A 24,172-nucleotide genomic window follows, 5' to 3' on the forward strand; every position below is an offset into this window, starting at 1 on the left:
ACGATTCAATGCGCCTGCATCTTTGAAAACATGTTCAGCACCGCGACGCCCGAAATGATCAGTCCGAGTCCGATCACGGCCGGCACGTCGGGCACCTGGCGGTACAGCAGCAGCGCGACCAGCGTGATCAGCACGATGCCGGCGCCCGACCACACCGCGTAGACGATGCCGACCGGAATGCTCTTGAACGTGAGCGACAGGCAATAGAACGCGACGCCGTAGCCGAGCACGACCACCGCCGACGGCACGAACCGCGAGAAACCCTCCGACGCCCGCATCGCCGAGGTGGCAATCACTTCGGCAACGATGGCGATGCCGAGCAACGCATAAGGAGGCACGCGCATCGCCTCAGGCCTTTGCAAGCGCGAGCTTGCCGTAGTCGACGCCGAGGTGCGCGCACAACGCTTCCACGACCAGTTCGTGATCGGCGCGCTGCGGCAGGCCGGACACCGTGATCGAGCCGATCACGCCGGCGCCCGCCACCGTCAAGGGAAACGCGCCGCCGTGCGACGCGTATTCGGCGGCCGGCAAGCCGTGCTTGTCGGCGAGCGTGCTGCCCGCCAGCTGCATCTTCAGGCCGATCGCGTACGAACTGCGCCGGAAATGCGCAACCGTATTGCCCTTGCGGCGCGCCCAGTCGACGTTGTCCGGCGTCGCGCCCTCGAGCAGACTGAAGAACAGCGGCTGACCGAAGGTGCGCACGTCGATGGCGGCCGCGATGCCGCGCGCCTTGGCGACTTCGTGCAGATAGGCGCCGACCTGCCATGCCCGGTCGGCGTCGAATCGTGGGAACACCAGCGCGTGTTCCTGAGCGGTAATCACCTGCAGATCGTGAGCGATGTCCATGAGGTTCGAGCAAGGAAAGAGTTGGAGCGTGCGCCGGCGATGAAGGCCTGGGCGGCGCCGCGCGAAAGAGAACCCGATTCTAGCGCAGCCCCTTGCGACGGCCTGCCCGCATGCGACGCCACCCGTGCGCACCGCGACTTCGAAGCGCGCCACAGACTGGCCGCCAGCGGCGCGCACGCACGATTGAAGCCGGCTCTTAAATAGCTATTGCACGGCCATCCGCATTGTTCTATAATCTTTTCTTCGACGGACGCGGGGTGGAGCAGTCTGGCAGCTCGTCGGGCTCATAACCCGAAGGTCGTAGGTTCAAATCCTACCCCCGCAACCAAGTGTCTCGAAACGTCGAAAACAACATTGAAGGCTTGCCCAACCGGCAGGCCTTTTTTGTTTTCCCCCGCCACTTCGTCGCGTTTCGTCCCGATGTTTCTTCACGGTGCCGCGCTCGGCACCGCATCGCCAACCCGGCCATCGCCGAGGTCAGAAAACCCCCGTCCCGGTGATAAACTCCTATCACCCTTTCTCGTCCCCTTCCTATGAAATTCTGTTCTGTCTGCGGCCAGGGCGTCAGCCTGAGCATTCCGCCGGGCGACAACCGCGAGCGCTTCGTCTGCGGCAGTTGCGGCACGGTGCACTATCAGAATCCGCGCAACGTGGTCGGCACCGTCCCGGTGTGGGACGACAAGGTGCTGCTGTGCCGTCGCGCGATCGAACCGCGCTACGGCTACTGGACGCTGCCGGCAGGCTTCATGGAAATGGGTGAAACCACGGCCGAGGCCGCCTCGCGCGAAACGCTGGAAGAAGCCGGCGCGCGCGTCGAGGTGCAGAACCTGTTCTCGCTGCTGAACGTGCCGCACGTGCATCAGGTGCATCTGTTCTACATGGCGCGGCTGCTCGACCTCGACATCGCCGCCGGCGAGGAAAGTCTCGAAGTGCAACTCTTCGAGGAACACGAAATTCCGTGGGACGAGATCGCCTTTCCCACCGTCGGCCAGACCCTGCGTTTCTTCTTCGCCGACCGCGCCGCCGGCAGCTTCGGCCTGCACACGGGCGACATCTTCCGCTCGCTGCGCGAAGGTTGAGCGGCGCGCATGGTTCCCTGGCTCGGACCTGACGATCCGTTCCCGCCCGTCGAGCGCGCGCTCGGCGCGTCGAGCGGCGCACCGGGCCTGCTTGCCGCGAGCGGCGACCTGCTGCCGTCGCGCCTCATCGACGCCTACCGGCGCGGCATCTTCCCTTGGTACTCCGACGGTCAACCCGTGTTGTGGTGGAGCCCCGATCCCCGCATGGTGCTCGTCCCCGCCGAATTCAAGGTATCGCCGTCGCTGCGCAAGACGCTCAAGCGGGTGTTGCGCGACGACGCCTGGGAGATTCGCGTCGACCATGATTTCGCCGCCGTCATGCGCGCGTGCGCGCAGGCGCCGCGACGCGGACAGCGCGGCACCTGGATCACCGCGGACGTGGTCGAGGCGTATTCGTCGCTGCATCGGATCGGTGATGCGCACAGCATCGAAACGTGGTTCGAGGGCAAGCGCGTGGGTGGTTTGTACGGCGTGTCGTTCGGCAAGATGTTCTTCGGCGAATCGATGTTCGCGGACGTCACCGATGCGTCGAAAATGGCGCTGGCCGCGCTTGTCGGGCACTTGCGCCGTCACGAAATAGAAATGATAGACTGCCAGCAGAACACGTCGCATCTGGCGTCGCTCGGCGGTCGCGAGATAGCGCGCAAGGCGTTCATCGCGCATGTTCGCGCGGCTGTTGAGGCACCGCCGATTCCATGGCGTTTCGACAAGACCGCGCTGCTCGATGTGCTCGCGCGAGCGGCGTAGGAAGATCAGGCCGAATCCGGATTCGCCGCCCATCGAGCCGCGGGTCACGAGCCGCGGGTCGTCAACCGCAAGGCGCCGGGTTTGCATCACAGAGACGCTTCGAGAGCTGCCAACGTGACTCATCCCAACGAGCTGCCTCTTTCCCCGCTTTCGGCGCTGCAATTTTATGCAACGGCGCCTTATCCCTGCAGTTATCTGGATGGGCGCATCGCGCGCTCGCAAGTCGCCACGCCCAGTCACCTGATCAACTCCGACGTCTACACCGACCTCGTCAAGGCGGGCTTCCGGCGCTCGGGCGTGTTCACCTACCGCCCCTATTGCGACGGTTGCCGCGCATGCGTGCCGGTGCGCGTGCCGGTCGACCGGTTCGAGCCGAACCGCACGCAACGGCGGGTCTGGAAAAAGCATGGCGAGATGGTCGCCACCGTCGCGCCGCTCCATTACGACGAAGAGCATTACGCGCTCTATATGCGCTATCAGTCGGCGCGGCATGCGGGCGGCGGCATGGATCGCGACAGCCGCGATCAATACGAGCAGTTCCTGCTGCAAAGCCGGATCAACTCGCGGCTGGTCGAATTCCGCGAGCCGCTGCCGAATCAACCGGACGCGCCCGGCATCCTGCGCATGATCAGCATGATCGACATTCTCGGCGACGGACTCTCGTCCGTGTACACGTTCTTCGAGCCGGGACTGCCGCACACCAGCTTCGGCACCTACAACATCTACTGGCAGATCGAGCAGGCGCGCAGCCTGAAGCTGCCCTACGTGTACCTCGGCTACTGGATTCGCGAGAGTCCGAAGATGGCGTACAAAGCGAATTTCCGGCCGCTCGAAGGCTTGATCGACGGCGCGTGGCGAGTGCTCGACCCGAACGGCGTCGATCTGCCGCCGGTCGATCTGGCGATTCACGGCAGGCGCGGCGGACCGCTCAGGCCTTGACCGTCTGGTGGCACGCCGGGCTCGCGAATACGTTCGCAAGCCGCCCGGCCCCTGCGCCATGCGAGCGACGGCTACCGCACTACTTTCGCCACCCACCGGCCAGGCAATGAAACGGCGCGCGCCCGCTTTCCAACGCGTCTCCCTGAAACCCCAAAGCCGGTAAAATAGCGGGTTCCCATTTTCCGGCCGCCCGGCTTCGTCCCGTGTTCAGTTCCCTCTACCCGCTCGTACGCGCCCAACTCTTTCGCATGGACGCGGAAGACGCTCATCACCTCACCTTGCGTATGCTCGGCGCGGCCGGCCGCGCCGGCCTCGCCGGCGTCCTCGCGCCGCACGTGCCGGATGCGCCGCGCACCGTGATGGGCCTGACGTTCCGCAATCCGGTCGGGCTCGCCGCGGGGCTCGACAAGGACGGCGCGTGCATCGACGGCCTGGCCGCGCTCGGCTTCGGCTTCATCGAGGTCGGCACGGTGACGCCGCGCGCGCAGCCGGGCAATCCGCGTCCGCGCATGTTTCGTCTACCGCAGGCGAACGCCGTGATCAACCGGATGGGTTTCAACAACGCGGGCGTCGACCAGTTCGTGAAGAACCTGCAGGCCGCGCGCTATCGCGGCATTCTCGGGCTGAACATCGGCAAGAACGCCGACACGCCGATCGAGCGCGCCGCCGACGACTATCTGTACTGCCTCGAACGCGTGTACCCGTTCGCGAGCTACGTGACGGTCAACATCTCGTCGCCGAACACGAAGAACCTGCGCCAGTTGCAAGGCGCGGGCGAACTCGACGCGCTGCTCGCGGCGCTCAAGGACAAGCAGCAGCGTCTCGCCGACATGCACGGCAAGCTCGTGCCGCTCGCGCTGAAGATCGCGCCGGACCTCGACGACGAACAGGTGAAGTCGATCGCCGACACGCTCTTGCGCCACCGCTTCGAAGGCGTGATCGCGACCAACACCACGCTCTCGCGCACGGCGGTCGCCGGCATGCAATACGGCGACGAGGCCGGCGGCCTGTCGGGCAAGCCGGTGTTCGACGCGTCGAACGAAGTGATCCGCAAGCTGCGCGCCGAACTCGGCGAGACCGTGCCGATCATCGGCGTCGGCGGAATTTTCTCGGGCGACGACGCGCGCGCGAAGATCGCGGCGGGAGCCTCGCTGGTGCAGCTCTATACCGGCTTCATCTATCGCGGGCCGGCGCTGGTGGGCGAATGCGTGCGTGCGCTGCGTCAGTAATATAGGCATGAACAAACGGTATTTTGGTTTCGATAGTCTGCTTTGTTAAGCTTTCGTCTGCTAAAACGCCAGGCGAACAAAAAAGGAACACGATGAAATTTGGCTTGCTGAAAAAGGTTGTCGTCGCCGGTCTGATCGGCGCGTCGTTCACCGCCGTCACTTCCGTCACCGCGCACGCGGAGGATCTGTTCGATCAGGTCAAGCAACGCGGCACGCTGCGCGTCGGTCTCGAGGGCACCTTCCCGCCGTTCAATTCAAAGGCGCCGTCGGGCGAACTGGTCGGCTACGACGTCGATATCGCCAGGGCGGTGGCGGCGAAACTCGGCGTGAAGCCGGAATTCGTCACGACCGAATGGAGCGGCATCATCGCCGGTCTGCAGGCGGGCAAGTTCGACGTGATCGTCAACCAGGTCGGCATTACCGACCCGCGCAAGCAGGCGCTCGACTTTTCGCCGGCCTACACGTACTCGGCCGCGCAACTGATCCAGCGCAAGGACGACTCGCGCCAGTTCAAATCGCTCGACGAACTGAAGGGCAAGAAGCTCGGCGTCGGTCTGGGCACCAACTACATGGACATGGCGAAGTCGGTGCCGGGCATCGACGTGAAGACGTACCCGGGCGCGCCCGAATACCTGCGTGATCTGGCCGCCGGCCGGCTGGACGCGGCGCTCAACGACCGCCTGATGCTCGCGTATCTGCTGAAGAACTCGCAACTGCCGCTGCGCACGGGCGCAACCCTCGGCGCGGGCAACCCGTCGGGCATTCCGTTCAAAAAGGGCAATCCGAAGTTCGCCAAGGCGATCGACGAAGCAATGATCCAGCTCGAAGCGGACGGCACGTTCTCGAAGATCTCGGACAAGTGGTTCGGCATCGACGTCAGCAAGCCGATCAAGTAACGGGCGCGAGGTAAACCGAAGGGCGGCATCGGCGATGGTGCCGCCCTTCGCTTTTGTGTCGTGTGGTTTTGCTTGCGGTCCACGTTGCGTATCAACGGCGCTTCGCCCCCTGCCCAAGTTTATGATGTGCGCTTTGCGCGCCAACCCGACTTCCGCTCATGTCCATCACTTCCCTGCTGGTCCAATCGCTTCCCGTGCTCGCGCAGGGCGCTGTCCTGACGGTCAAGTTCGCGGTTCTGTCGATGTTCTTCGGCCTGCTTGCCGGCGCCGTGCTCGCCTTGATGGGCGTGAGCCACAACCGCGTGCTCAACTGGCTCGCGCGCCTCTACGTGAGCGTGATGCGCGGCACGCCGCTGCTCGTGCAGATTTTCGTGATCTATTACGGCTTGCCGAGTTTCGGCATTTCACTCGACCCCACGCCGGCCGGCGTGATCGCATTGTCGGCGAACGTGGCGGCGTATCTGTCGGAGAGCATGCGCGGTGCGATCCTCGGCATTCACAACGGCCAGTGGCTCGCCGCCTACAGCCTCGGACTCTCGCGCCGTCAGACGCTGCGCTATGTGGTCGCGCCGCAAGCCTTGCGCATTGCCGTGCCGAGTTTGTCGAACAGCTTGATCAGCCTGATCAAGGACACCTCGCTGGTATCGGTGATTACCGTGACCGAACTGCTGCGCAGCGCGCAGGAAATCATCGCGTCGACCTATCAGCCGCTGCCGCTGTATCTTGCGGCCGCCGCGATTTATTGGGTGTTGTGCCAGCTACTCGAATGGGTGCAGCGCTGGTACGAGCGGCGCCTCGCGCTGCCCTCGCGCCACTGAGCGAGGCTCGCGTCGGCTAGCGGCTCACTCATGCTTCGCTAACGGCTCGCCATGGGCGACACCGGGTCCAGCGGCGCGCCGAAGCGCTCGAAGCGCGGCGCGTAGTAGCGATCCGGGTCGAGCGAGAACGCCACGCGGCGCGTGCGGCCCATCAACTCCTTGCGCGGAAAGAAACCGAAGTAACGCGAATCGGCGCTGTTGTCGCGATTGTCGCCGAGCATCAGATATTCGCCCGGCGGCACGATCACCGGCCCGAACGAGTCGCGCGGACTCGGCGCATTCGGCGCGAGCCGCACGGTATGCGCGACGCCCTCGAAGCGTTCGGGCAGATAGTCGCCGGGCGAAGCGGTGTCGCCAGGCAACGGCTTTAGTTTCAGCGGCTGATAATCGGCGCGCACGCCGTTCACATACAGCACGTTGTCGCGCATCGCGACGCTGTCGCCGGGCAAGCCGATCAGTCGCTTGACGATCAAGTCATGCGCCGCCGACGAATCGATCGTGACGATATCGCCGCGCTGCGGCTCGTGCAGATGCGCGATCGCGATATGCGTGAGCGGCACGCGCAGATCGTAGGCCATCTTGTCGACGAAGATCCGGTCGCCTTCGCGGATCGTCGGCAGCATCGAGCCGCTCGGCACGCTATTCCAGTCGGCCACGGCGCTGCGAAACAGCACCATCAGGAAGAGAAACGCGACAGGACTCTTGTTGTCGCGCCAAAGTTTTCCGAGCATGCGCATCGTGGACGGCTCCCATGGAAGAGGTTCGAAAGCTGCGGACATGCGGACGATTCTTGCGCCTCGCATGCGCGCGCAAATCGTATCACCGCTAACCTTCACTTGCCCTTCACTTGCCCTTAACGCGCCCCTCACTCTCCCGCGAACCTGAGCCCCAGCGCGGCGCGCGCGGCATCGGCCATGGCGATCATCCGCAGCGAGGTGGCATGCGGCATCACCGGACTCTCCAGTTGCCCGGCACGAATCAGCTCGCAGAAATGCGCGGTCTCATAGTTCAGGCCGCCGCCTTCGAACGGCTCGTCGAGTTCGACCACATGAGCGTCGGCGTAACGGATCGTCGCGCGCGACGGATTCCACCAGGGCTCGTGAATCGTCACATGCCCGCCTTTCGCCATCAACAGCGCATCGCCCTTGCCGTGCAGATCGAGGCCGCAGAACAGTTGCGCGATGCCGCGCTCATGCCGGCTGTTCAGGCTCGCGAAGGTATCGACGCCGGTCGGGCCGAGCCGTCCGAGCGTCTGCACCTCATGAGGCGCGCCGAGCCAGTCGACGGCGAGAAACATTTCGTAGACGCCGATGTCGAGCAGCGCGCCGCCCGCATGCTCGAACGACAGCGACGGATGATCGTCCGGCACGCCCGGCACCGAACAGCCGGCGCGCACGAGCCCCACCTCGCCGATCGGTTCGGCGGCGAGCTGCGCGCGCAGCTTTTGGTAGAGCGGATAGAACGGCGGCTTCATGGCTTCCATGAAGAGCCGTTGCGCGGCGCGCGCGGCATCGAGCACGCGCTCGAGTTGCGGCTGATTGATGGCGGCGGGTTTCTCGCACAGCACATGCAGGCCCGCTTCGAGCGCGGCGACCGCGTAGTCGGCGTGGCTGTCCTGGATGGTGGCGATATAGAGCGCGTCGATACCGCTCGCGAGCAGCGCGTCGAAACTCGCGCACGCCTCGCCGCCGAATTCCGCGGCGAAGGCCGCGGCCGGTTCGGCGCGGCGCGACCACAGCGCGGTGAGCGACGCCTGCGGCACATGAGCGAGGCTTTGAGCAAAACGGCGGGCAATGCGGCCCGTGCCGACGATTCCCCAGCGAATCACGTCGTTCGCGAGGGTTTCCTGCGGTGGGTTTGTCATCGTTCCTTCGAATCCGTGCAGTTCAGAACAGGCGCTATTGTCGCGCACGTCGCCCACGTCGCGCACTTTCGCGCGCGCCCATGAGCGCACCGTCCGTCATGCAAGGTCTCTTAGGAAAGAAGCCGGCGTGCCGCGGCGTTCAGCCACGCACCGGCGGTGGTTCGGAAAGCGTGCTGCCCATCTCTTCCGCGGTGTGGTCGATCATGGCGAGCGACGCGGCTTCCGCTGCTTTGGGATCGCGCCGTTCGATCGCCTCGACCACGCGTTGACGCGCACTCACCGCGCCTTCCCATGCGCCTTCCTTCTGGTTGACGATCGGATTGACCGTCGACAGCGCGCCGCGAATGATCGCGGCCATCTGCTTGAAGAACTGATTGCCGCTCGCGATCACGATGCGGGTGTGGAACAGCTCGTCGGCTTCCTGATAGCCGGGCTCGTTCGGGCGGATCGCGCGGAACGCCTCGAACGCCTCGCGCAGCGCCGCGATGTCCGCCGCGCTGCCGCGCGCGGCCGCCTGCGCCGACGCACGCGGTTCGATCAGGCTGCGAAACTCGATCACGTCGCGCACGAACAGCGGATCGGGCTTCGCGCGAAAACGCCAGCTCACGACGTCCTCGTCGATCATGCGCCAGTCGCTCATCGGCCGGATGCGCGTGCCGATCTTCGGCCGCACGTCCAGCATGTCGCGCGCGAGCAGCATCGACAGCGCCTCGCGCATGACGGTGCGGCTGACGTCGAACTCTTTCGACAGCACATCCTGCGGCGGCAGAATGGCGCCGTATTTCTCCTCGACGATCCCTGTGACGAGTCCATCCATCACCTTGCTGACCAACGATCGATCCTTGTTTGCCTGATCCATGACGACTCTCCCCGAAGCGGTGTTGATCCCCGCGTAGCCTGTTGATAAAACGGCCCTTATGTTTCTTCTATATCGACATCGTTATGCTCTTTCGATACGTTGCTAGCTTCAAAACGGTTGCGCCAGTTGGGGGACTTCCTGACAGGGTTATCCCTCTGAAGAATTGTTTCTTCTGTGTAACGCCGGACCTTTTGACGGACCTTAAGCTTGCGTATCAAGCGTGCCTGCTTCGAACTACTTGCATCGTGCGAAGACGCACGCAATCGGATGAATTGTCTGACCCATGAGCGAATGGCGGCTAGGGGCAGGCCGAAAAAGACTTACGGATCGGACAGCGCGCGGCGCTGAGTTCTGTCGATCCCCATGATTCAGATCGTGTGGTGGAAGGTGTGATCGGCCTTCGCCCCATCACAACAGTTCGACGGTGTCGATGTCCGCCGCGCCGCCGCGCTCGCGCGGCCGCGTGCCGAAGCGCAGCGGGTTGCCGCGCAACTGGCGCGTCAGAACGATGAACGGCACGCCATGCGCGAGGTACGGCCCCTCGGTCTTGCGAAAGCCGAATTGCTCATAGAAGTCGCGCAAGCCGAGCGGCGCCTTCACGCGCGCGGCGTGGCCGGGCCAACGCTCGGCGATCGTCTGCAGCACGCGCTCCATCAGCCGTTCGGCGGTGCCGTCGCCACGCCGCAGCGGGCTCGTCAGTACTTTGTCGATGGTGATGTCCGGATCTTCGGCGTCGCCTGGTTGCAGGCGTGCATAGGCGAGGATCGGCATGGATCGCGTCATGTCGTCCGCCGCGAACACATGCAACGCGTGTTCGTCACGAGCGTCGGCGTCGAGACAAACGTGCGCCTGTTCGACGACGAACACCGCGCTACGCGCCCGCAGGATGAGATACAACTCGCGTGCCGAAAGCTGCTCGAATTCCAGCGTTTTCCAGTTCATCACGTTCCCTTGCGGTCAATGAGTTCAGCGACACGGGCCTTCGCGCGTCGGTCCGTTGTCATGGCTACACGGTACGTCCGCCATAGGCGTGTTTCCGTGCGGCATCGCACCGACGTTCGGCTTCGACACTTCGTCTAATACAAGGCATCGTGCGCGGCCTCGCGACAGCCTCGGCACCGGACTCCACGCACAGCAAAACGCGGCGACGAGGCGCGCCTTGTCCGAGCGATGCGCAGTAATGGCGTCAGCCGCCTCGATAAGCACCCATGCACGCCCAGGCGTCAGAAACGATCCGATGTGTTCGTTAGACGCCTGCCCGATTCGAGGCCGTTGAAAACGACACGGGCCACCCGCCATGAATAACGCATCGCGACGCATCCTTTTCGAACCGGCCGGTTTATCCTCGCTCGCGACGGCGCCCGCTCAACGCGGCACGCCCGCGCCTGAAACCCGGCCGCGCCAGCACGCGCCGCACGCATTGCATCAAGGCGAGCGCGTATGGCAGGAGACCCATTGCTACGTCGATTTGTGGATCGAACTGCTGCACGGCTTCGGACTCGAGCCGCGCGCGGCGTTCGGCTTCACCGTCACGCAGGATTTCGAAGGCGACCAGTTCACGTTCATCAAATTTCCGCTCGATGATCTCGACCGGCTCTACGGCACCCAGGTACAGGAGCTGGCCATCTACGATTCGCTCGAGGCGCGCGTGCTCGCGCAAACCTCGCGCGGCCATACGGTGCTCGTGGACGTGGACGGCTACTACCTGCCGAACACGCGCGCCACGTCGTACCGGCGCGAGCATTCGAAAACCATCGTGGGCATCGATTTCGTCGACCCCGCCGCGCGCCGCCTCGGCTATTTTCACAACACCGGCTATCACCGGCTGGACGGCGACGACTACGACGGCGTGTTCCGCAAGCTGCCGCAATTCGCGCAGCAGCCCGATCTGCTGCTTCCTTATGTGGAGTTCGCCAAGCAGGCGCGCCCCGCACTGGAAGGCACCGCGCTCGCGGACGCGTCGGCGGAATCGTTGTGCGCCCATCTGCGCCGCCGGCCGCTCGCCAATCCGATTTCGCAATGGCGTGCCGCGTTTCCCGCGCATCTCGAGACGTTGCTCGAACGCGGCGAGGCGTTCTTCCATCCGTACTCGTTCAATCTGACGCGACAACTCGGCGCGAACTTCGAGTTTCTCTCGAAGTATCTGCTGTGGCTGACCGCACAGGGCTTCGACATTCCGGCATCGATTCCGGCGGCGGCGCAGAGCATCGCGTCGGAGTCGATGGCGATGCAGTTCCGGCTCCTGCGCGCGATCGCACGCGCACGCCGCGACCTGTGCGAGGACTGCTTCGACGAACTAGAAAGCGCGTATGAAAAGACGCTGCCGCCGCTCGCCGCGCTGGTGTTGTGACGCGCCGTCTCGCGCTCGGGGCTTGAGCGATGCCACAGGGCCGACTTGGAAGCGCGCGGCACGGCCTCGCGCGAGCGCGGCAACCCATCCAGGCCATTCGGGCCGTCGATGGCCTCAACGCCCTCGATATTCGTCTGCTCGACAGGCGCGCGCAAACGTTTCACGCGCGGTTCGAACCCGTCTGTCTACGCGACGGCGGCGTGGAGTGTCCGGCGCCGAATCGCTCCTGCGTCGTGCCGTTTGTTTCCTCCATTTCCTCTCGTTCCCGAACGATTCATTGCGCACGCAACCGACCGCGCGTTTAACGCGGACGCAACATGCGCGGCGCCCCCGGCGAAGTGCGCGCGGTCAATGCGTTATCCGCCACGCTTCAGGGTTAAATGTCCGACGCATCCGGGTATGCGGTCGCGACCTGCCTAATACCTGGCGCCACACGCAGCCCCCTGTCTGGACTGCGGAGTCACTGTTGGTTTTTTCACGACTTCCGAGCCGTCAAAAAGACGATCCGTACGACAGCGCACGCAGTGTACTGAACACATCTGAATCAATTCCGGCACATCCCGGACGCGCCTTCACCACGCCCATCCAGAGGCCATTGCCGCCGCGAGACGGCTCGCTTGAAGCCGCGCCCGAGCGCATCTAAGCCAGTCCGATCAAGGACTTGGCTCGAAGAACCCCGCCCCGCGAGGCGTCGGCGCGCGAGGTCGGCGCTGTACAGAATTGAAACAAAAAGACACGTTTGGCTTCGCGCATCGCTAAGGCTATGTTCGTTGTGCCGCACCAGCACTCACTTTTCCGATCATTGGCACGCTCCTCGCTAAGAACAAAGCGCAACACAGCATGCCGCGAACGACAACAACTGCGGCTGCGTATCAGGCCAAGACGGGGCCGATCCTGTTCATCCTCTTCGTTGCTCGCGGGGCAGCGCTGTTTTAAAGGATGCAGGCGTCGGATCAAAAAACAAGGAAGCCGCGGCACGCGGCTTCCACGCGAGGACCGATCATGTTGACACTCCAATCAGATCTGCACGGCAACCATTTGCTCGGTGCATTACCGTCGCACGAATGGCAAGCGCTGGCTCCGCATCTCGAACTGGTTCATCTGCGTACGGAGCAACTGCTGTGCGACTCCGGTCAACGCATTCATCACGTCTACTTCCCCACCACCGCGATCATCTCCATGCTCTCGACGATGGAAGACGGCAGCTCGGTGGAAATCGCCGCAGTCGGCCGCGAGGGCATGACCGGCGTACCGGTGCTCACGGGCGGCGAAACCATGCCGAACCGCGTGCAGGTGCAATGCGCCGGCTTCGCGTATCGCATGAACGCGCAGGCGCTCAAGCAGCAATTTGCCCGCTCCGATTTTCTGCGCCGCCTGATGCTGCTGTACATGCACGCGCTGCTCACGCAAGTCGCGCAGACCGCGGCCTGCAATCGCCACCATGCGCTGAACAAACAGTTGTGCCGCTGGCTGCTGATCGAAGTGGACCGGGTGGCGTCGAACGATCTGACGGTCACGCAGCAACTGATCGCCGACATGCTCGGCGTACGCCGCGAGGGCATCACCGAAGCGGCCGGCAAGTTGCACGACGAAGGGCTGATCCATCACAGCCGCGGCCATATCAAGGTGCTCGACCGCAAGGGACTCGAAGCGCGCGCATGCGAATGCTATGGCCTCGTCAAGCGCGAATTCGACCGCCTTTTGCCGCGCTTGCGCCAGGCCGAGGCCGTCGAGTAAGCGTTGAATCATTCGACTCCCGCGCTGGGTCGACCAGGTTCAGGAATACCGCGCGATGCCTCGACGCGCGCTTCGTGGTCGCGCGAGGCGGGTTCGCTCCCACGATGCGCATTGCGAGGCCCGCCACCCTGTGCGGCGGCTTTGCCGGCCACAACGCATTCCGACCATGCCACTACGCGAACCGCTGGTGAAAGTCTCCGTGATCGTGCCGACGTACCGGCGCACCGCCGACCTCGCGCGCTGCCTCGCGGCGCTCGACGCGCAGGAGCGCCGCGCCGACGAGGTGATCGTGGTCGTGCGTCACGACGATTACGCGACGCTCGACTGGCTGCGCACGCGTGACGCGACGCGCCCCGACCCGCGCCGCTGGATCGTGCTGGTGCGCAACCCGGGCGTGGTCGCCGCGTACAACCTCGGCATCGAGAGCGCGAGCAGCGACGTGCTCTGCTTCACCGACGATGACGCCGCACCGCATCCCGACTGGGTCGCGCGCATCGCACGCGCCTTCGAAAACGATCCGGCGCTGGGCGGCCTCGGCGGACGCGACATCGTGCATGAACGCAACGGCATTCCGCAGGGGCAGAAGCCCTGCGTGGGCCTCGTGCGCTGGTATGGCCGGACCATCGGCAATCACCATATCGGCCACGGCAAGGCGCGCAAGGTTCAGGTGCTCAAGGGCGTGAACATGGCGTTTCGCCGCGAGGCGATCGGCGCGCTGCGCTTCGACTCGCGCTTGCGCGGCACCGGCGCGCAGGCTCACTGCGAGATGGCCTTCAGTCTGGACGTGCAGCGGCGCGGCTGGACGCTGATCTACGACCCGTCGCTGCTGGTCGAGCATTTTCCCGCGCAGCGCAGCGATGAAGATCAGCACTTCACATTCAACGACGCGGCTTTCTATAACGCGTCATTCAATCTCCGGCTCATCATGTGCGAATACCTGACGCCGCACGGCAGATGGGCCTTCGTCGTTTACTCGACGCTGATCGGCGATCGCGCGGACCCGGGGTTCCTGCGCGCATTGTCGTTGGCATTCGAGCGCGGCGGAGTGGCGCTTGCGCTTCGCAAATGGCGAGTGGGCCTACGCGCAATGCGCGGGGCATGGCAGGAGGCGGCGCGCTGAGCGAACCGACGCGCGGCCTCATACGCGGCCTCACAAAAAGAGGCAAGGCCGCTGCGCGTATGTGGACGCCTATCCCACCGGCGACCGGTTCGATACGCCCATGCCGCGATAAAACGCGTCAACGCATCACGACGACATGCCGCGCAAAAAAGGGGCTGCGCCGTAACCAGGCGCCGCTCTCTTTTCCGTCGACACTGCGCGCGGCGCAAGGCTCGCGCGGCGCCGCTTTTACAGAAACGCGCTGACGTCGGTACGGAAACGCTGCGCCAACGCCTTCGCCACCTTTTTGCTGATGGCGCGCCGGCCTGCGAGAATGTCGCTCACCACGGTGGGCGACGCGATGCCGATCAGGTCCTTCTGCTTGAGGCCATGCGTTTCCAGCAGATGCCGCAACACCTCGCGCGGCTCCGCTTTCGGAATCGTCACGTTGTGCGCTTCCCAGCTTTCGATCAGGTCGGTGACGATCGCGAACAGATCGGCAAGCGGATCCTCTTCGTTGCCGTTCAGATGGTCGGCCAGCGAGTTGGCGAGCCGCACCATCTTCTGGTAGTCCTCTTCGTTGCGAATGGGCGTGATCGGCAACTGGGTTTGCAGCGCAGTCCAGGTTTGCGCGATGTCGGGAAAAGCTCCCGGGAGGCGATCGGCGTTCATGAGTTTAGATTCTTCCTCGTCCAAAGGTCGTATTCCGCATGCGTCAGTACATGACGAACGAATAACGACTGCCTGTTGTAGTGAATCGCCGCGACGATGCGGAACCGGTTGCCGCCTACGTTAAAAACCGTGTATTGCGGCGGCACGTAATCCACGCCGGCGAACGTCTGCTTCAGGTCGTTATAGCCATACGCGAGACAAGCCTGCGCCAGTGAGTACCACGTCAATAGCGCACCGCGCGCCCCCGGATGTCTGTTTATAAAGTCCAGCAACGCTTTCTTCGAAATGACCCGCATCGTATTTCCTCGCACGTATTCGCGCACTGAACATGCGCGATCTGCCTGCAAGGCTAAACGCAGCGGAGGGGTGCCGATAGCTAGCCGGATGGCATAGCCAAGGCACCCGGATACGACCTACAGCGGTATGACGAAAACCATTTTATTCGCAAACTGCGAAGTTCGCAACCCGCGAATAAAGAGACGAACTCCCTCTTCTTCTTTTGATGCCAAACCACGCGAGACCGCAGTCGAGCGCGTCAACGTCCCCAACTGCTTTCCCGCGCCGGCTCGCCTGGCCAGGCAATATCCCCGATGGCCACCGGTTCGATGCGCTCCACGAGGTCGATCCGCCGACGCCGGCCGCGCGCCGCGATCGTGCGCGTGACTTCCGCCATGAAGGCGCGGCGAAACACCGCCGGCGAAAAGCGCTCGGCATTCGCGCGGCAGGCCGCCGGTGTGATCTGTTCGCGCAGCCGTTCGAAGCGCCCGATTGCATCGAGCATCGACACGACCGTTTGGCGCGCGAAATAGACGCCCGTGGGATGCGCGTCGCCCACCGGCACTACCGTTTCGAGCGCCCCGCCCTTGCCGAATGCGATGACCGGCGTGCCGCATGCCTGCGCTTGCAGCGCGAGGAGGTCGAAGTCTTCCTCGGCGGCCAGCACGAAGGCTCGCGCGCGTTGCAGATAATCCTTGAGAACGTCGAACGGCTGATGGCCGAGGATCGTCACGTTCGGAGCGGCCCTGGCACGAATCGCCGCCATCTCCGGGCCCTCGCCGATCACGATCAACGAACGGTGCGGCGTCGCGTTGAAGGCCTCGACGATCAGTTCGATGCGTTGATACGGCACGTTCCGCGAGGCGGCCAGATAGAAGTCTTCCTTGTGCGTGCACAGTTCGAATTCGCCTGCGTCGACGGGCGGCGGAATCACGGCCGCATCGCGCCGGTAAGTTTTCATCATGCACCGCGCGACGAAATGCGAGTTCGCGATCAGACGGTCGACGCTGTTCGCCGAATTCGCGTCCCAGCCGCGCAGATAATGAAGCAGCATGCGCGCGACCCAGGACTTCGGTCCGCGCGTCAGATTGGCCTCGCGCAGATACTGATGTTGCAGATCCCACGCGTAGCGCATCGGCGAATGCACGTAGCTCACGTGCGTCTGATGCGGGCGAACCCGCACACCCTTGGCGACCGCATGGGAACTCGTGATGATGAGATCGTAGCCGGACAAATCGAACTGTTCGACCGCGAGCGGCATCAACGGTAAATACGCGCGATAACGGCGCCGCGCAAACGGCAGGCGTTGGATGAAGGAGGTCGTGACAGCTTTGCCGCCGAGCGGCCGGCGGTCTTCGAGGAAATCGACGAGAGTGAAAAGATCCGCGTCGGGAAAGCACTCGATGATCTGTTCGAGGACCTTCTCCGCGCCGCCTGGTGCGACCAGCCAGTCGTGCACGATCGCCACTCTCATGACATCCCACCTTTAGATAAGCGCCCCATGGCCATTGCAACGAGTGTATGGGGCACACCGTTTGCTGTGCGTGCGCGTGCCCACATTCAACGCACGACAGCACGCGAATAATGAAGACCCGCGCTTAGCCTCTTGCGAACCTGCATCCCACTCCTCGCGTTCCTATGCGGCCGATGATCGATGCCTCGTCATTTGCCCGCTCGTCGCTGATGGTTCGGCGGGCGCTGATTGATCCAACGCGGCCTTTCCTTCGCCGATCTCCAGCGCAACAGCGCCGACGCGCGCATGCGCTGCCGTGTCTGAGCCGTTCAGGCGAATGATCGTCGAAGGAATGGCGGCGGCACGCCCGGTGATCGCCGCCGCCAGAGGCGTGACCGGGATTGCGCGGCGGCGGAGCAATGGCTGGCTGGTGAAACCGGAGATGGGGTCGCGCTGGCCGACGCGATCGGCGCATTGCGCGCCGCGCAGGCGCTTGCGGACGCGCAAACGGAATTTTCGGTGGATCGGTGTTTGCAACGGATGATGCAAGCGATCGGACTGGCCGCGAGCTAATGCGAGTCGTTGCAACGGGGTGCGGGTAGAACTCTTGCGGGTAGAACTCTTAAAGCGGCTCTTGAAGCGGCTTCAAAAGCCGCTCGTTGAAGCGGGCCTGCCGAAACCGGCCCGCATGCGGCGACAAGAGACGAGCGCGTACGCTCAGGTCCTGCTGAACTCGATCGTCTCGACGCCGCTATCGGAGCCGAGCAGGCACAGATTCGCGCCACGGCCCGCGAAGAGCCCCACCGTCACCACGCCGGGCCATGCGTTCACATGCATTTCCAGCGTGCGCGGATCGCTGATGCGCAATCCCTTCACGTCGATGATCTCGTTGCCGTTGTCGGTAATGAACGGCACGCCCTCTTTCGTGACGCGCACGATCGGCACGCCGCCGAGCGCCGTGACGCGGCGGCCGATGGAGGTCCGCGCCATCGGCACCACTTCGATCGGCAGCGGAAAATTGCCGAGCGTCTCGACGAGCTTGCTTGCGTCCGCGATGCAGACGAACACGTCCGACACCGAGGCGACGATTTTCTCGCGCGTCAGCGCGCCGCCGCCGCCCTTGATCATCGCGCCGCTGTGGTCGATTTCGTCGGCGCCGTCCACGTAGACCGGCAGCGAGTCGATTTCGTTGAGATCGAGCACCTTGATGCCGTGCGATTGCAAGCGCGCGGTGGTGGCGAGCGAACTCGACACCGCGCCGCGATAGCGTGCCTTGCTGGCGGCCAGCGCGTCGATGAAACAGTTCGCGGTGGAGCCGGTGCCGACGCCGATCACCGCGCCTTCGGGCACGTTGGCGTTCACATAATCGGCGGCGGCCTGGCCGACCAGTTGCTTGAGTTCGTCTTGGGTCATGGGGAATGCTGGCGAGCAGTAAAAACGGCTAGTTTACCGGAGCGGCACATGAGCGCCGCCTGCAATCACTTCTTCACCGACCGCTGCCGCACCGCTTCGAACAGGCACACGCCGCTCGCGACGGAGACGTTCAGGCTTTCGACGGTGCCCGCCATCGGAATCTGCATCACCACATCGCAGGTATCGCGCGTGAGGCGGCGCATGCCCTCGCCTTCGGCGCCCATCACCAGAGCCACCGGACCGTCGAACTCGGTGTCGTAGAGACTCCTGGTGGCCTCGCCGGCCGTGCCGACGATCCACACGCCCGCGTCCTTCAATTCACGCAGCGCGCGCGCCAGGTTCGTGACGGTGATGTACGGCACGGTGTCGGCCGCTCCGCTCGCCACCTTGGCGGCCGTTGCGTTCAAACCCACCGCGCGGTCGCGCGGCGCGATCACCGCGTGCGCGCCGGCCGCGTCGGCGACCCGCAGGCACGCGCCGAGATTGTGCGGATCGGTCACGCCGTCCAGCACCAGCAGCAACGGCGAACCGTTGATGCCGTCGAGCAGTTCGGCCAGGTTCTGCGCGAGCGGCATGTCGCTCGCGCGCGCGACCACGCCCTGGTGGCGCTCGGTATGCGAGAGCCCCCACAGACGCGTTTCGTCGGCGGCGATCAGACGCACGCCGGCTTCTTTCGCCGCGTGCAGGAATTCGGTCATGCGACGGTCCTTGCGCGTCGCGTCGAAATAGACATCCTCGACTGTCGACGCATCGTGCCGGATGCGCGCGGTCACTGCGTGAAAACCGTATAGAACCTTGAGACGTGCCATGACTGATACAACCTTTGATTGAACGCGCCTTCAATACGCGCTGCTGTGATGAATACGAGTTGCGTGCCGCGCTTGCTGCCCGGCCACGATGAAATGCAGACCGCGCGCAACCGGTGCGTCTTGACGCACCCGATGCGCGCGGTGTCAGCCGTGATGCGGCTTCAGCGCTTCTTGCGCGTCTGCGGTTTCGATGCCGGCTTGGCCGTGGCGCCGTGCTTCTTCGCCGCGCCGCGCGCGGCGCGCGCTTCCTGCACCGCCGCGGACTGCGCGGGCGCCGCCTTCTTGCGCCGCCCGACCGGCGCCGGCACGGCGCCTTCGATCGGCGGCAGCACGCGCACGCGTGCGCCGCCGTTTTCACCGGACGACTTGTCGGCGAGCGGCGTACGATTCACCGGCGGCTTGATCGGCGTATCGCGCACGAGACGGAAATCGATCTTGCGCGCGTCGAGATCGACGCGGCTCACCTGCACGCGCACGCGATCCGACAGGCGATAACGAATGCCGGTGCGCTCGCCGCGCAACTCGTTCTTGATCTCGTCGTACTGGAAGTAGTCGGAGCCGAGTTCGGTGACATGCACGAGGCCCTCGATAAAGAGCGAATCGAGCTGCACGAAGATGCCGAACGACGTCACGCCGTTCACCATGCCGCCGTACTCCTCGCCGAGCTTGTCGCGCATGAAATAGCACTTCAGCCACGCTTCGACGTCGCGCGAGGCTTCGTCGGCGCGGCGTTCGTTGGCCGAGCAATGCAGGCCGAGCTCTTCCCAGATCGCCACGTTGTTGCCGCGCACGCGGCCGCGCTTTTCGTCGTCGGCCTTTTGCATGGCGCGGGCACGCGGCGAGAGCGCCGTGTTCAACTCGATGCCTTGCGCCGGTTCGGGCTGGTACTTGCGGCCCTGCAGGATCGCGTAGATCGCGCGGTGCGTGAGCAGGTCGGGATAACGGCGAATCGGACTCGTGAAGTGCGCATACGCCTCATACGCGAGGCCGAAGTGACCGATGTTCTCCGGGCTGTAGACGGCCTGCTGCATCGAGCGCAGCAACATGGTTTGCAGCATGGGCGCGTCCGGCCGCTCGCGGATTTGCGCCATCAGCGCGGCGTAGTCGCTGGCGTGCGGCGTCTCGCCGCCGGCGAGCGTGAGGCCCATGCCGCGCAGGAAGGTGCGCAGGTTCTCGAGCTTCTCGGCGGTCGGGCCGGCGTGCACGCGGAACAGCCCCGGATGCTTGTTGCGCTTCAGGAAGTCGGCCGCGCAAACGTTCGCGGCCAGCATGCATTCCTCGATCAGCTTGTGCGCCTCGTTGCGGGTGCGCGGCACGATCTGCTCGATCTTGCCCTGCGCATTGCAGACGATGTAGGTCTCGGTCGTATCGAAGTCGATCGCGCCGCGTTTCTGGCGCGCCGCGAACAGCGACTTGTATACGCCGTAAAGATTCTGCAGTTGCGGCAGCAAGGCGGCCCGGCGCGCGGCCTCGGGACCCTTGGTGTTTTTCAGCACCGCGGCGACTTCGGTGTACGTGAGTCGCGCGGCCGAATGCATCACGCCGGGGTAGAACTGATACGCCTTCACTTCGCCGCGCGCGGTGACGATCATGTCGCACACCAGCACGCAACGGTCGACGTTCGGATTCAGCGAGCACAGGCCGTTGGAGAGCTTCTCCGGCAGCATCGGGATCACGCGGCGCGGGAAATACACCGAGGTGCTGCGTTCGATCGCGTCGGCGTCGAGCCCGCTTTTCGGGTGCACGTAGTGCGAGACGTCCGCGATCGCGACGATCAGGCGAAAGCCCTCGCCGCGGCCGACCTGAACCGGCTCGCAGTACACCGCGTCGTCGAAGTCGCGGGCGTCCTCGCCGTCGATCGTGACGAGCGGCACGTCGCGCAGATCGATGCGATGACGCGCGTCGACCGGACGGACTTCGTCGGGCAGCTTCGATGCTTCGTCGAGCGCGGCCTGGCTGAACTCGTGCGGCACGCCGTATTTGCGCACCGCGATTTCGATTTCCATGCCGGGGTCGTCGATATCGCCGAGCACTTCCGCCACGCGGCCGAGCGGCTGCGAATGGCGGCTCGGGAAATCGGTCAGCTCGACCACCACCACCTGGCCGACCTTGGCCTTCTTGGTGTTCTGCGTGATCAGAATGTCGTGGCCGATACGTTTGTCTTCGGGCGCGACGATCAGCGCGCCGTTCTCGTTCAGCAGACGGCCGATCACGCGCTTGTTTGCGCGGTCTGTCACCTCGACGATGTGCCCTTCCGGACGCCCGCGCCGGTCGTAGCCGACGATGCGCGCAAGCACGCGGTCGTTGTGCATGACCTTCTGCATTTCGCCGGTGGGCAGGAACAGATCGTCCTGGCCGTCGTCGCGAATCAGGAAGCCGTAACCGTCGCGATGGCCTTGCACGCGGCCCGCCACGAAGTTCGACGGATGGGTCAACTGATAGAGATTGCGCTGATCGAGCCGGATCTGGCCGTCGCGCTCCATCGCGCCTAAGCGCTTGAAAAATCCCTCGCGCTCCTGGCGCTTGATCGACAATGCTTCGGCGATCTCGTTCGCGGCAAGCGGCGCTTCGCTCGTGCGCAGGACGCCCAGGATTTCTTCGCGGCTTGGGATCGGATACGGAAATTTGCTCAAGGGCTTGTCGATGGTTTTTTCTCGTTGCATGGACGTCGGTCGGCGATATGGCTCGGCTTAAGAAGCGTTGAAATTGCGCTTAAGTTGCACTTGCAATTGCACTGGAAAGACTGCTCGGGTCCGGCTCGTTCAAGGCTGAGTCCGACGGGCGTGTGCACCGTGCCAACGAACTATGCGAGGCATTCTAACACCCGTCTCGCGCGCCTTGCGGCCCGTCAATAGTCGCTGCGGGGCGCATGCGGACGCACGGTCGCGTCGTTTAAGCGACTTTTGAGAAACACTTGACAGGGGTGAATCTGTCGCTATAATGGCGTTCTTTGCTGTTCATCACCTGCCCAGGTGGCGAAATTGGTAGACGCACTAGGTTCAGGTCCTAGCGGTGGCAACACTGTGGAGGTTCGAGTCCTCTCTTGGGCACCAGATTCAAAGTAAAGCCGCCTGGCATTTTTAGGCGGCTTTACTTTTTGTGTGAGACGCTTGAAGCATCGCTTCGCGGCACGAGCCGTTGCCCGATCCGATCGGGGTGATTGACGAAGCAAGTTGTTTGTTGGCGGGGATTGACACGCTGCATCATCCCGATAAAATAGCTGTCTAGCTTGAAAACGTGCCCAGGTGGCGGAATTGGTAGACGCACTAGGTTCAGGTCCTAGCGGTGGCAACACCGTGGAGGTTCGAGTCCTCTCCTGGGCACCAACAGTTGTTACGGCGTAAGCCGATATAGTTTGCGAAGTAGATCGAGAAACCCCGTAAGACCACAGTCTTACGGGGTTTTTTGTTGGCCTGTCGCTTCTTGCGTTTCTCGCCCGCTTCTCACGCGTTTCTCGCGGACGGAAACGGGCTCGCTTCATCGAAGCGCGGCTTTACTCTCCGTACCCCACGCCGTTACGGCGCCTTAACTGCACCACATCGCGAAGCGGCGGCGCCCCGAACAGCCGGCTATATTCGCGGCTGAACTGGGAAGGGCTGTCATACCCGACCTTGATCGCCACCGACCCGACATCCCCGTTCTGCCCCAGTAACAATCTCCGGGCCTCGTGCAGCCGCAGTTGCTTCTGATACTGCAGCGGACTCAGCGTCGTGACGTTCTTGAAGTGATGATGGAACGACGACACGCTCATATTCACTTCCTGCGCCAGCATCTCCACCCGCAAAAGCTCGGTGTAGTGATTCTGGATCCATTCGATCGCGCGCACGATCCGGTACGTCTGACTCCCGTTCACGGCGATGTGCCGCAGCCGCTTGCCCTGCTCGCTCGTCATCAGCCGGTAGAGCAATTCCTTTTCGATGAGCGGCGCGAGAACCGGTATGTCATCCGGAGTATCGAGCAAGCGCACGAGCCGCAGCGCCGCATCGAAGACCGGCGCCGACAACGAGCCCACGGCAATGCCCTCGCCCGCCGACACGGCGCCCGGTTCCGGCAGACGCAGTTGCGTCGCCAGTTCGGCGATGCACTGCGGATCGAGCGCGAGCTTCACGCACAGGTAAGGCGCGTCGGACGACGCTCGCGTGACCCGCGACGTCATCGGCAGATCGACGGACGTCACGAGGCAATGCAGATGATCGTAGTCGTAAGCCTGCCCCGCGACCACGACCCGCTTGGCGCCTTGCGCCGCGAACACGAACGCCGAGCTCGCCACGCCGCAGCCGAGATCGACGGGCGCCGAGTATCGGTAGAAGGCCAGCGAGGGAATCGCCGTCTGATGCGCGCCGTCCGTTGGCGCGAAGCGGCTGACGAGCGCGGCGAGTTCGCGGCGAGCCGTTTCGCGCGCCTCGGCGGGATCGAGCCAGGAAGAATTCTGTTTCATACGCATGAACTCCGTTGACGGGATCGAGCATACCCAGGCGCCTGCCGCGCAGCCACGGCTGGGCCGCTCGATTTGCAGCATTGTTCAATATTTTTGCAGGATCGTGTAAGCACAACGGCGCGTGCTCGGTCACACTGCCGCGTACACCCGGCGCCAAGTTCGGGCTTTCCCCACGGAGAGGTTCCATGTCCACATCGTTTGTCCTGAACGGCAAGAACGTTACGCTCGATGCCGATCCCACTACCCCGCTTCTCTGGGCGATCCGCGAGAACGCGGGCCTGCACGGCACGAAGTTCGGCTGCGGCATGGCGCAATGCGGCGCCTGCACGGTTCATCTGGAAGGCGAAGCCACCCGTTCGTGCGTGCTGCCGCTCGCCGCCGTCGCGGGCAAGCGCATCACCACCATCGAAGGCATCGAAAGCCGGCCCGCCAAAGCCATCCAGGCCGCATGGGTCAAGCTGCAGGTGCCGCAGTGCGGTTACTGTCAGTCCGGGCAGATCATGTCCGCGACCGCCTTGCTCGAACGCAACGCCACGCCTACCGACGCCGACATCGACGCCGCGATGAACGGCAATCTGTGCCGCTGCGCGACCTACGCCCGCATCCGCGCGGCCATTCACGAAGCCGCCGCCACCCTGAAGGCCTGAC

The 24,172-nt window shown here is 64.1% G+C and carries 24 protein-coding genes and 3 tRNA genes; 13 read left to right on the plus strand and 14 right to left on the minus strand.

What is annotated here, in order from left to right; genetic code table 11:
• Window positions 1-5: 5 nt before the first annotated feature.
• Window positions 6-338: a DMT family transporter gene (locus ACTJLC_RS01385; protein WP_440843213.1), complete on the minus strand. Its 333-nt coding sequence runs from the start codon at window positions 336-338 to the stop codon at window positions 6-8.
• A 10-nt stretch (window positions 339-348) separates the two neighbouring features.
• Window positions 349-846, minus strand: coding sequence for a heme-degrading domain-containing protein (locus ACTJLC_RS01390; RefSeq protein ID WP_073426859.1), 498 nt, complete (start codon window positions 844-846; stop codon window positions 349-351).
• A 251-nt stretch (window positions 847-1,097) separates the two neighbouring features.
• On the opposite strand from ACTJLC_RS01390, the gene ACTJLC_RS01395 reads away from it, so the two are divergent.
• From ACTJLC_RS01395 to ACTJLC_RS01425, 7 genes are all read left to right on the plus strand, one after another.
• A tRNA-Met gene (locus ACTJLC_RS01395) sits at window positions 1,098-1,174 on the plus strand.
• A gap of 205 nt (window positions 1,175-1,379) precedes the next feature.
• Window positions 1,380-1,925, plus strand: coding sequence for an NUDIX hydrolase (locus tag ACTJLC_RS01400; protein WP_073426860.1), 546 nt, complete (start codon window positions 1,380-1,382; stop codon window positions 1,923-1,925).
• A gap of 9 nt (window positions 1,926-1,934) precedes the next feature.
• Window positions 1,935-2,672 carry a leucyl/phenylalanyl-tRNA--protein transferase gene (gene aat / locus ACTJLC_RS01405; RefSeq protein WP_073426861.1) on the plus strand — a complete coding sequence of 246 codons (738 nt, stop codon included), beginning with the start codon at window positions 1,935-1,937 and terminating at the stop codon, window positions 2,670-2,672.
• 114 nt (window positions 2,673-2,786) lie between these two features.
• Window positions 2,787-3,611: an arginyltransferase gene (locus tag ACTJLC_RS01410; RefSeq protein WP_073426862.1), complete on the plus strand. Its 825-nt coding sequence runs from the start codon at window positions 2,787-2,789 to the stop codon at window positions 3,609-3,611.
• A 203-nt stretch (window positions 3,612-3,814) separates the two neighbouring features.
• Window positions 3,815-4,840, plus strand: a complete 1,026-nt coding sequence (locus tag ACTJLC_RS01415) for a quinone-dependent dihydroorotate dehydrogenase (RefSeq protein ID WP_440843196.1) — start codon at window positions 3,815-3,817, stop codon at window positions 4,838-4,840.
• 92 nt (window positions 4,841-4,932) lie between these two features.
• Window positions 4,933-5,736 carry a cystine ABC transporter substrate-binding protein gene (locus ACTJLC_RS01420; protein ID WP_114162312.1) on the plus strand — a complete coding sequence of 268 codons (804 nt, stop codon included), beginning with the start codon at window positions 4,933-4,935 and terminating at the stop codon, window positions 5,734-5,736.
• Between the two features lie 158 nt (window positions 5,737-5,894).
• Complete coding sequence (locus tag ACTJLC_RS01425) at window positions 5,895-6,554, plus strand: amino acid ABC transporter permease (protein ID WP_073426865.1); 660 nt, start codon at window positions 5,895-5,897, stop codon at window positions 6,552-6,554.
• A gap of 38 nt (window positions 6,555-6,592) precedes the next feature.
• Here the strand turns inward: ACTJLC_RS01425 and lepB are convergent, their stop codons facing one another.
• From lepB to ACTJLC_RS01445, 4 genes are all read right to left on the minus strand, one after another.
• Window positions 6,593-7,291: a signal peptidase I gene (lepB, locus tag ACTJLC_RS01430; protein WP_440843214.1), complete on the minus strand. Its 699-nt coding sequence runs from the start codon at window positions 7,289-7,291 to the stop codon at window positions 6,593-6,595.
• A 128-nt stretch (window positions 7,292-7,419) separates the two neighbouring features.
• Window positions 7,420-8,418, minus strand: coding sequence for a Gfo/Idh/MocA family protein (locus tag ACTJLC_RS01435; RefSeq protein WP_114163478.1), 999 nt, complete (start codon window positions 8,416-8,418; stop codon window positions 7,420-7,422).
• 139 nt (window positions 8,419-8,557) lie between these two features.
• Window positions 8,558-9,277, minus strand: coding sequence for a FadR/GntR family transcriptional regulator (locus ACTJLC_RS01440; RefSeq protein WP_073426867.1), 720 nt, complete (start codon window positions 9,275-9,277; stop codon window positions 8,558-8,560).
• Between the two features lie 408 nt (window positions 9,278-9,685).
• A complete protein-coding gene (locus ACTJLC_RS01445) occupies window positions 9,686-10,219 on the minus strand; it encodes a GNAT family N-acetyltransferase (protein WP_073426868.1) in 534 nt (177 codons plus the stop codon).
• A 355-nt stretch (window positions 10,220-10,574) separates the two neighbouring features.
• On the opposite strand from ACTJLC_RS01445, the gene ACTJLC_RS01450 reads away from it, so the two are divergent.
• The 3 genes from ACTJLC_RS01450 to ACTJLC_RS01460 all read left to right on the plus strand — a co-directional run bounded on the left by ACTJLC_RS01450 (window position 10,575) and on the right by ACTJLC_RS01460 (window position 14,484).
• Window positions 10,575-11,627, plus strand: a complete 1,053-nt coding sequence (locus tag ACTJLC_RS01450) for a DUF1839 family protein (protein ID WP_440843197.1) — start codon at window positions 10,575-10,577, stop codon at window positions 11,625-11,627.
• A 1,002-nt stretch (window positions 11,628-12,629) separates the two neighbouring features.
• Window positions 12,630-13,364: a Crp/Fnr family transcriptional regulator gene (locus ACTJLC_RS01455; protein WP_073426870.1), complete on the plus strand. Its 735-nt coding sequence runs from the start codon at window positions 12,630-12,632 to the stop codon at window positions 13,362-13,364.
• A 166-nt stretch (window positions 13,365-13,530) separates the two neighbouring features.
• Complete coding sequence (locus ACTJLC_RS01460) at window positions 13,531-14,484, plus strand: glycosyltransferase family 2 protein (RefSeq protein WP_073426871.1); 954 nt, start codon at window positions 13,531-13,533, stop codon at window positions 14,482-14,484.
• A 228-nt stretch (window positions 14,485-14,712) separates the two neighbouring features.
• Here the strand turns inward: ACTJLC_RS01460 and ACTJLC_RS01465 are convergent, their stop codons facing one another.
• The 7 genes from ACTJLC_RS01465 to rnr all read right to left on the minus strand — a co-directional run bounded on the left by ACTJLC_RS01465 (window position 14,713) and on the right by rnr (window position 21,749).
• On the minus strand, window positions 14,713-15,135 hold the full coding sequence (locus ACTJLC_RS01465; protein ID WP_073426872.1) for a helix-turn-helix domain-containing protein: 423 nt from the start codon (window positions 15,133-15,135) through the stop codon (window positions 14,713-14,715).
• Window positions 15,132-15,431 (minus strand): type II toxin-antitoxin system HigB family toxin, encoded by a 300-nt coding sequence (locus tag ACTJLC_RS01470; protein WP_073426873.1) that lies wholly within the window; start codon window positions 15,429-15,431, stop codon window positions 15,132-15,134. Before ACTJLC_RS01470 ends, ACTJLC_RS01465 begins: the two co-directional genes overlap by 4 nt.
• 239 nt (window positions 15,432-15,670) lie before the next feature.
• Window positions 15,671-16,885 carry a glycosyltransferase family 4 protein gene (locus ACTJLC_RS01475; RefSeq protein ID WP_073426874.1) on the minus strand — a complete coding sequence of 405 codons (1,215 nt, stop codon included), beginning with the start codon at window positions 16,883-16,885 and terminating at the stop codon, window positions 15,671-15,673.
• Between the two features lie 162 nt (window positions 16,886-17,047).
• Window positions 17,048-17,452 carry a hypothetical protein gene (locus ACTJLC_RS01480; RefSeq protein WP_159442541.1) on the minus strand — a complete coding sequence of 135 codons (405 nt, stop codon included), beginning with the start codon at window positions 17,450-17,452 and terminating at the stop codon, window positions 17,048-17,050.
• Window positions 17,453-17,581: 129 nt separating this feature from the next.
• On the minus strand, window positions 17,582-18,277 hold the full coding sequence (gene rpiA, locus ACTJLC_RS01485) for a ribose-5-phosphate isomerase RpiA (RefSeq protein ID WP_073426876.1): 696 nt from the start codon (window positions 18,275-18,277) through the stop codon (window positions 17,582-17,584).
• A 65-nt stretch (window positions 18,278-18,342) separates the two neighbouring features.
• A complete protein-coding gene (gene rlmB / locus ACTJLC_RS01490) occupies window positions 18,343-19,086 on the minus strand; it encodes a 23S rRNA (guanosine(2251)-2'-O)-methyltransferase RlmB (RefSeq protein WP_073426877.1) in 744 nt (247 codons plus the stop codon).
• Between the two features lie 161 nt (window positions 19,087-19,247).
• Window positions 19,248-21,749, minus strand: coding sequence for a ribonuclease R (rnr, locus tag ACTJLC_RS01495; protein ID WP_073426878.1), 2,502 nt, complete (start codon window positions 21,747-21,749; stop codon window positions 19,248-19,250).
• A gap of 303 nt (window positions 21,750-22,052) precedes the next feature.
• On the opposite strand from rnr, the gene ACTJLC_RS01500 reads away from it, so the two are divergent.
• Window positions 22,053-22,139, plus strand: a tRNA-Leu gene (locus tag ACTJLC_RS01500).
• A 186-nt stretch (window positions 22,140-22,325) separates the two neighbouring features.
• Window positions 22,326-22,412 (plus strand) — tRNA-Leu (locus ACTJLC_RS01505).
• Window positions 22,413-22,579: 167 nt separating this feature from the next.
• Here the strand turns inward: ACTJLC_RS01505 and ACTJLC_RS01510 are convergent.
• A complete protein-coding gene (locus ACTJLC_RS01510; RefSeq protein ID WP_073427683.1) occupies window positions 22,580-23,524 on the minus strand; it encodes an AraC family transcriptional regulator in 945 nt (314 codons plus the stop codon).
• Window positions 23,525-23,709: 185 nt separating this feature from the next.
• Here ACTJLC_RS01510 and ACTJLC_RS01515 point away from each other — a divergent pair, with 185 nt between their 5' ends.
• Entirely contained in the window at window positions 23,710-24,171 is a 462-nt protein-coding gene (locus tag ACTJLC_RS01515; RefSeq protein ID WP_006046916.1) for a (2Fe-2S)-binding protein, read from the plus strand.
• Window position 24,172 lies beyond the last annotated feature (1 nt).

The sequence above is a fragment of the Paraburkholderia sp. 22099 genome (genome assembly GCF_052045835.1).
Taxonomy (GTDB): domain Bacteria; phylum Pseudomonadota; class Gammaproteobacteria; order Burkholderiales; family Burkholderiaceae; genus Paraburkholderia; species Paraburkholderia terricola.

Excerpts from the sequence above, each read along its gene's own strand:
- ACTJLC_RS01390 (WP_073426859.1), bottom strand. The coding sequence starts at position 846 with ATGGACATCGCTCACGATCTGCAGGTGATTACCGCTCAGGAACACGCG.
- ACTJLC_RS01400 (WP_073426860.1), top strand. The coding sequence starts at position 1,380 with ATGAAATTCTGTTCTGTCTGCGGCCAGGGCGTCAGCCTGAGCATTCCG.
- aat (WP_073426861.1), top strand. The coding sequence starts at position 1,935 with ATGGTTCCCTGGCTCGGACCTGACGATCCGTTCCCGCCCGTCGAGCGC.
- ACTJLC_RS01420 (WP_114162312.1), top strand. The coding sequence starts at position 4,933 with ATGAAATTTGGCTTGCTGAAAAAGGTTGTCGTCGCCGGTCTGATCGGC.
- ACTJLC_RS01425 (WP_073426865.1), top strand. The coding sequence starts at position 5,895 with ATGTCCATCACTTCCCTGCTGGTCCAATCGCTTCCCGTGCTCGCGCAG.
- lepB (WP_440843214.1), bottom strand. The coding sequence starts at position 7,291 with ATGCGCATGCTCGGAAAACTTTGGCGCGACAACAAGAGTCCTGTCGCG.
- ACTJLC_RS01435 (WP_114163478.1), bottom strand. The coding sequence starts at position 8,418 with ATGACAAACCCACCGCAGGAAACCCTCGCGAACGACGTGATTCGCTGG.
- ACTJLC_RS01440 (WP_073426867.1), bottom strand. The coding sequence starts at position 9,277 with ATGGATCAGGCAAACAAGGATCGATCGTTGGTCAGCAAGGTGATGGAT.
- ACTJLC_RS01445 (WP_073426868.1), bottom strand. The coding sequence starts at position 10,219 with ATGAACTGGAAAACGCTGGAATTCGAGCAGCTTTCGGCACGCGAGTTG.
- ACTJLC_RS01450 (WP_440843197.1), top strand. The coding sequence starts at position 10,575 with ATGAATAACGCATCGCGACGCATCCTTTTCGAACCGGCCGGTTTATCC.
- ACTJLC_RS01455 (WP_073426870.1), top strand. The coding sequence starts at position 12,630 with ATGTTGACACTCCAATCAGATCTGCACGGCAACCATTTGCTCGGTGCA.
- ACTJLC_RS01460 (WP_073426871.1), top strand. The coding sequence starts at position 13,531 with ATGCCACTACGCGAACCGCTGGTGAAAGTCTCCGTGATCGTGCCGACG.
- ACTJLC_RS01465 (WP_073426872.1), bottom strand. The coding sequence starts at position 15,135 with ATGAACGCCGATCGCCTCCCGGGAGCTTTTCCCGACATCGCGCAAACC.
- ACTJLC_RS01470 (WP_073426873.1), bottom strand. The coding sequence starts at position 15,431 with ATGCGGGTCATTTCGAAGAAAGCGTTGCTGGACTTTATAAACAGACAT.
- ACTJLC_RS01475 (WP_073426874.1), bottom strand. The coding sequence starts at position 16,885 with ATGAGAGTGGCGATCGTGCACGACTGGCTGGTCGCACCAGGCGGCGCG.
- rpiA (WP_073426876.1), bottom strand. The coding sequence starts at position 18,277 with ATGACCCAAGACGAACTCAAGCAACTGGTCGGCCAGGCCGCCGCCGAT.
- rlmB (WP_073426877.1), bottom strand. The coding sequence starts at position 19,086 with ATGGCACGTCTCAAGGTTCTATACGGTTTTCACGCAGTGACCGCGCGC.
- rnr (WP_073426878.1), bottom strand. The coding sequence starts at position 21,749 with ATGCAACGAGAAAAAACCATCGACAAGCCCTTGAGCAAATTTCCGTAT.
- ACTJLC_RS01510 (WP_073427683.1), bottom strand. The coding sequence starts at position 23,524 with ATGAAACAGAATTCTTCCTGGCTCGATCCCGCCGAGGCGCGCGAAACG.
- ACTJLC_RS01515 (WP_006046916.1), top strand. The coding sequence starts at position 23,710 with ATGTCCACATCGTTTGTCCTGAACGGCAAGAACGTTACGCTCGATGCC.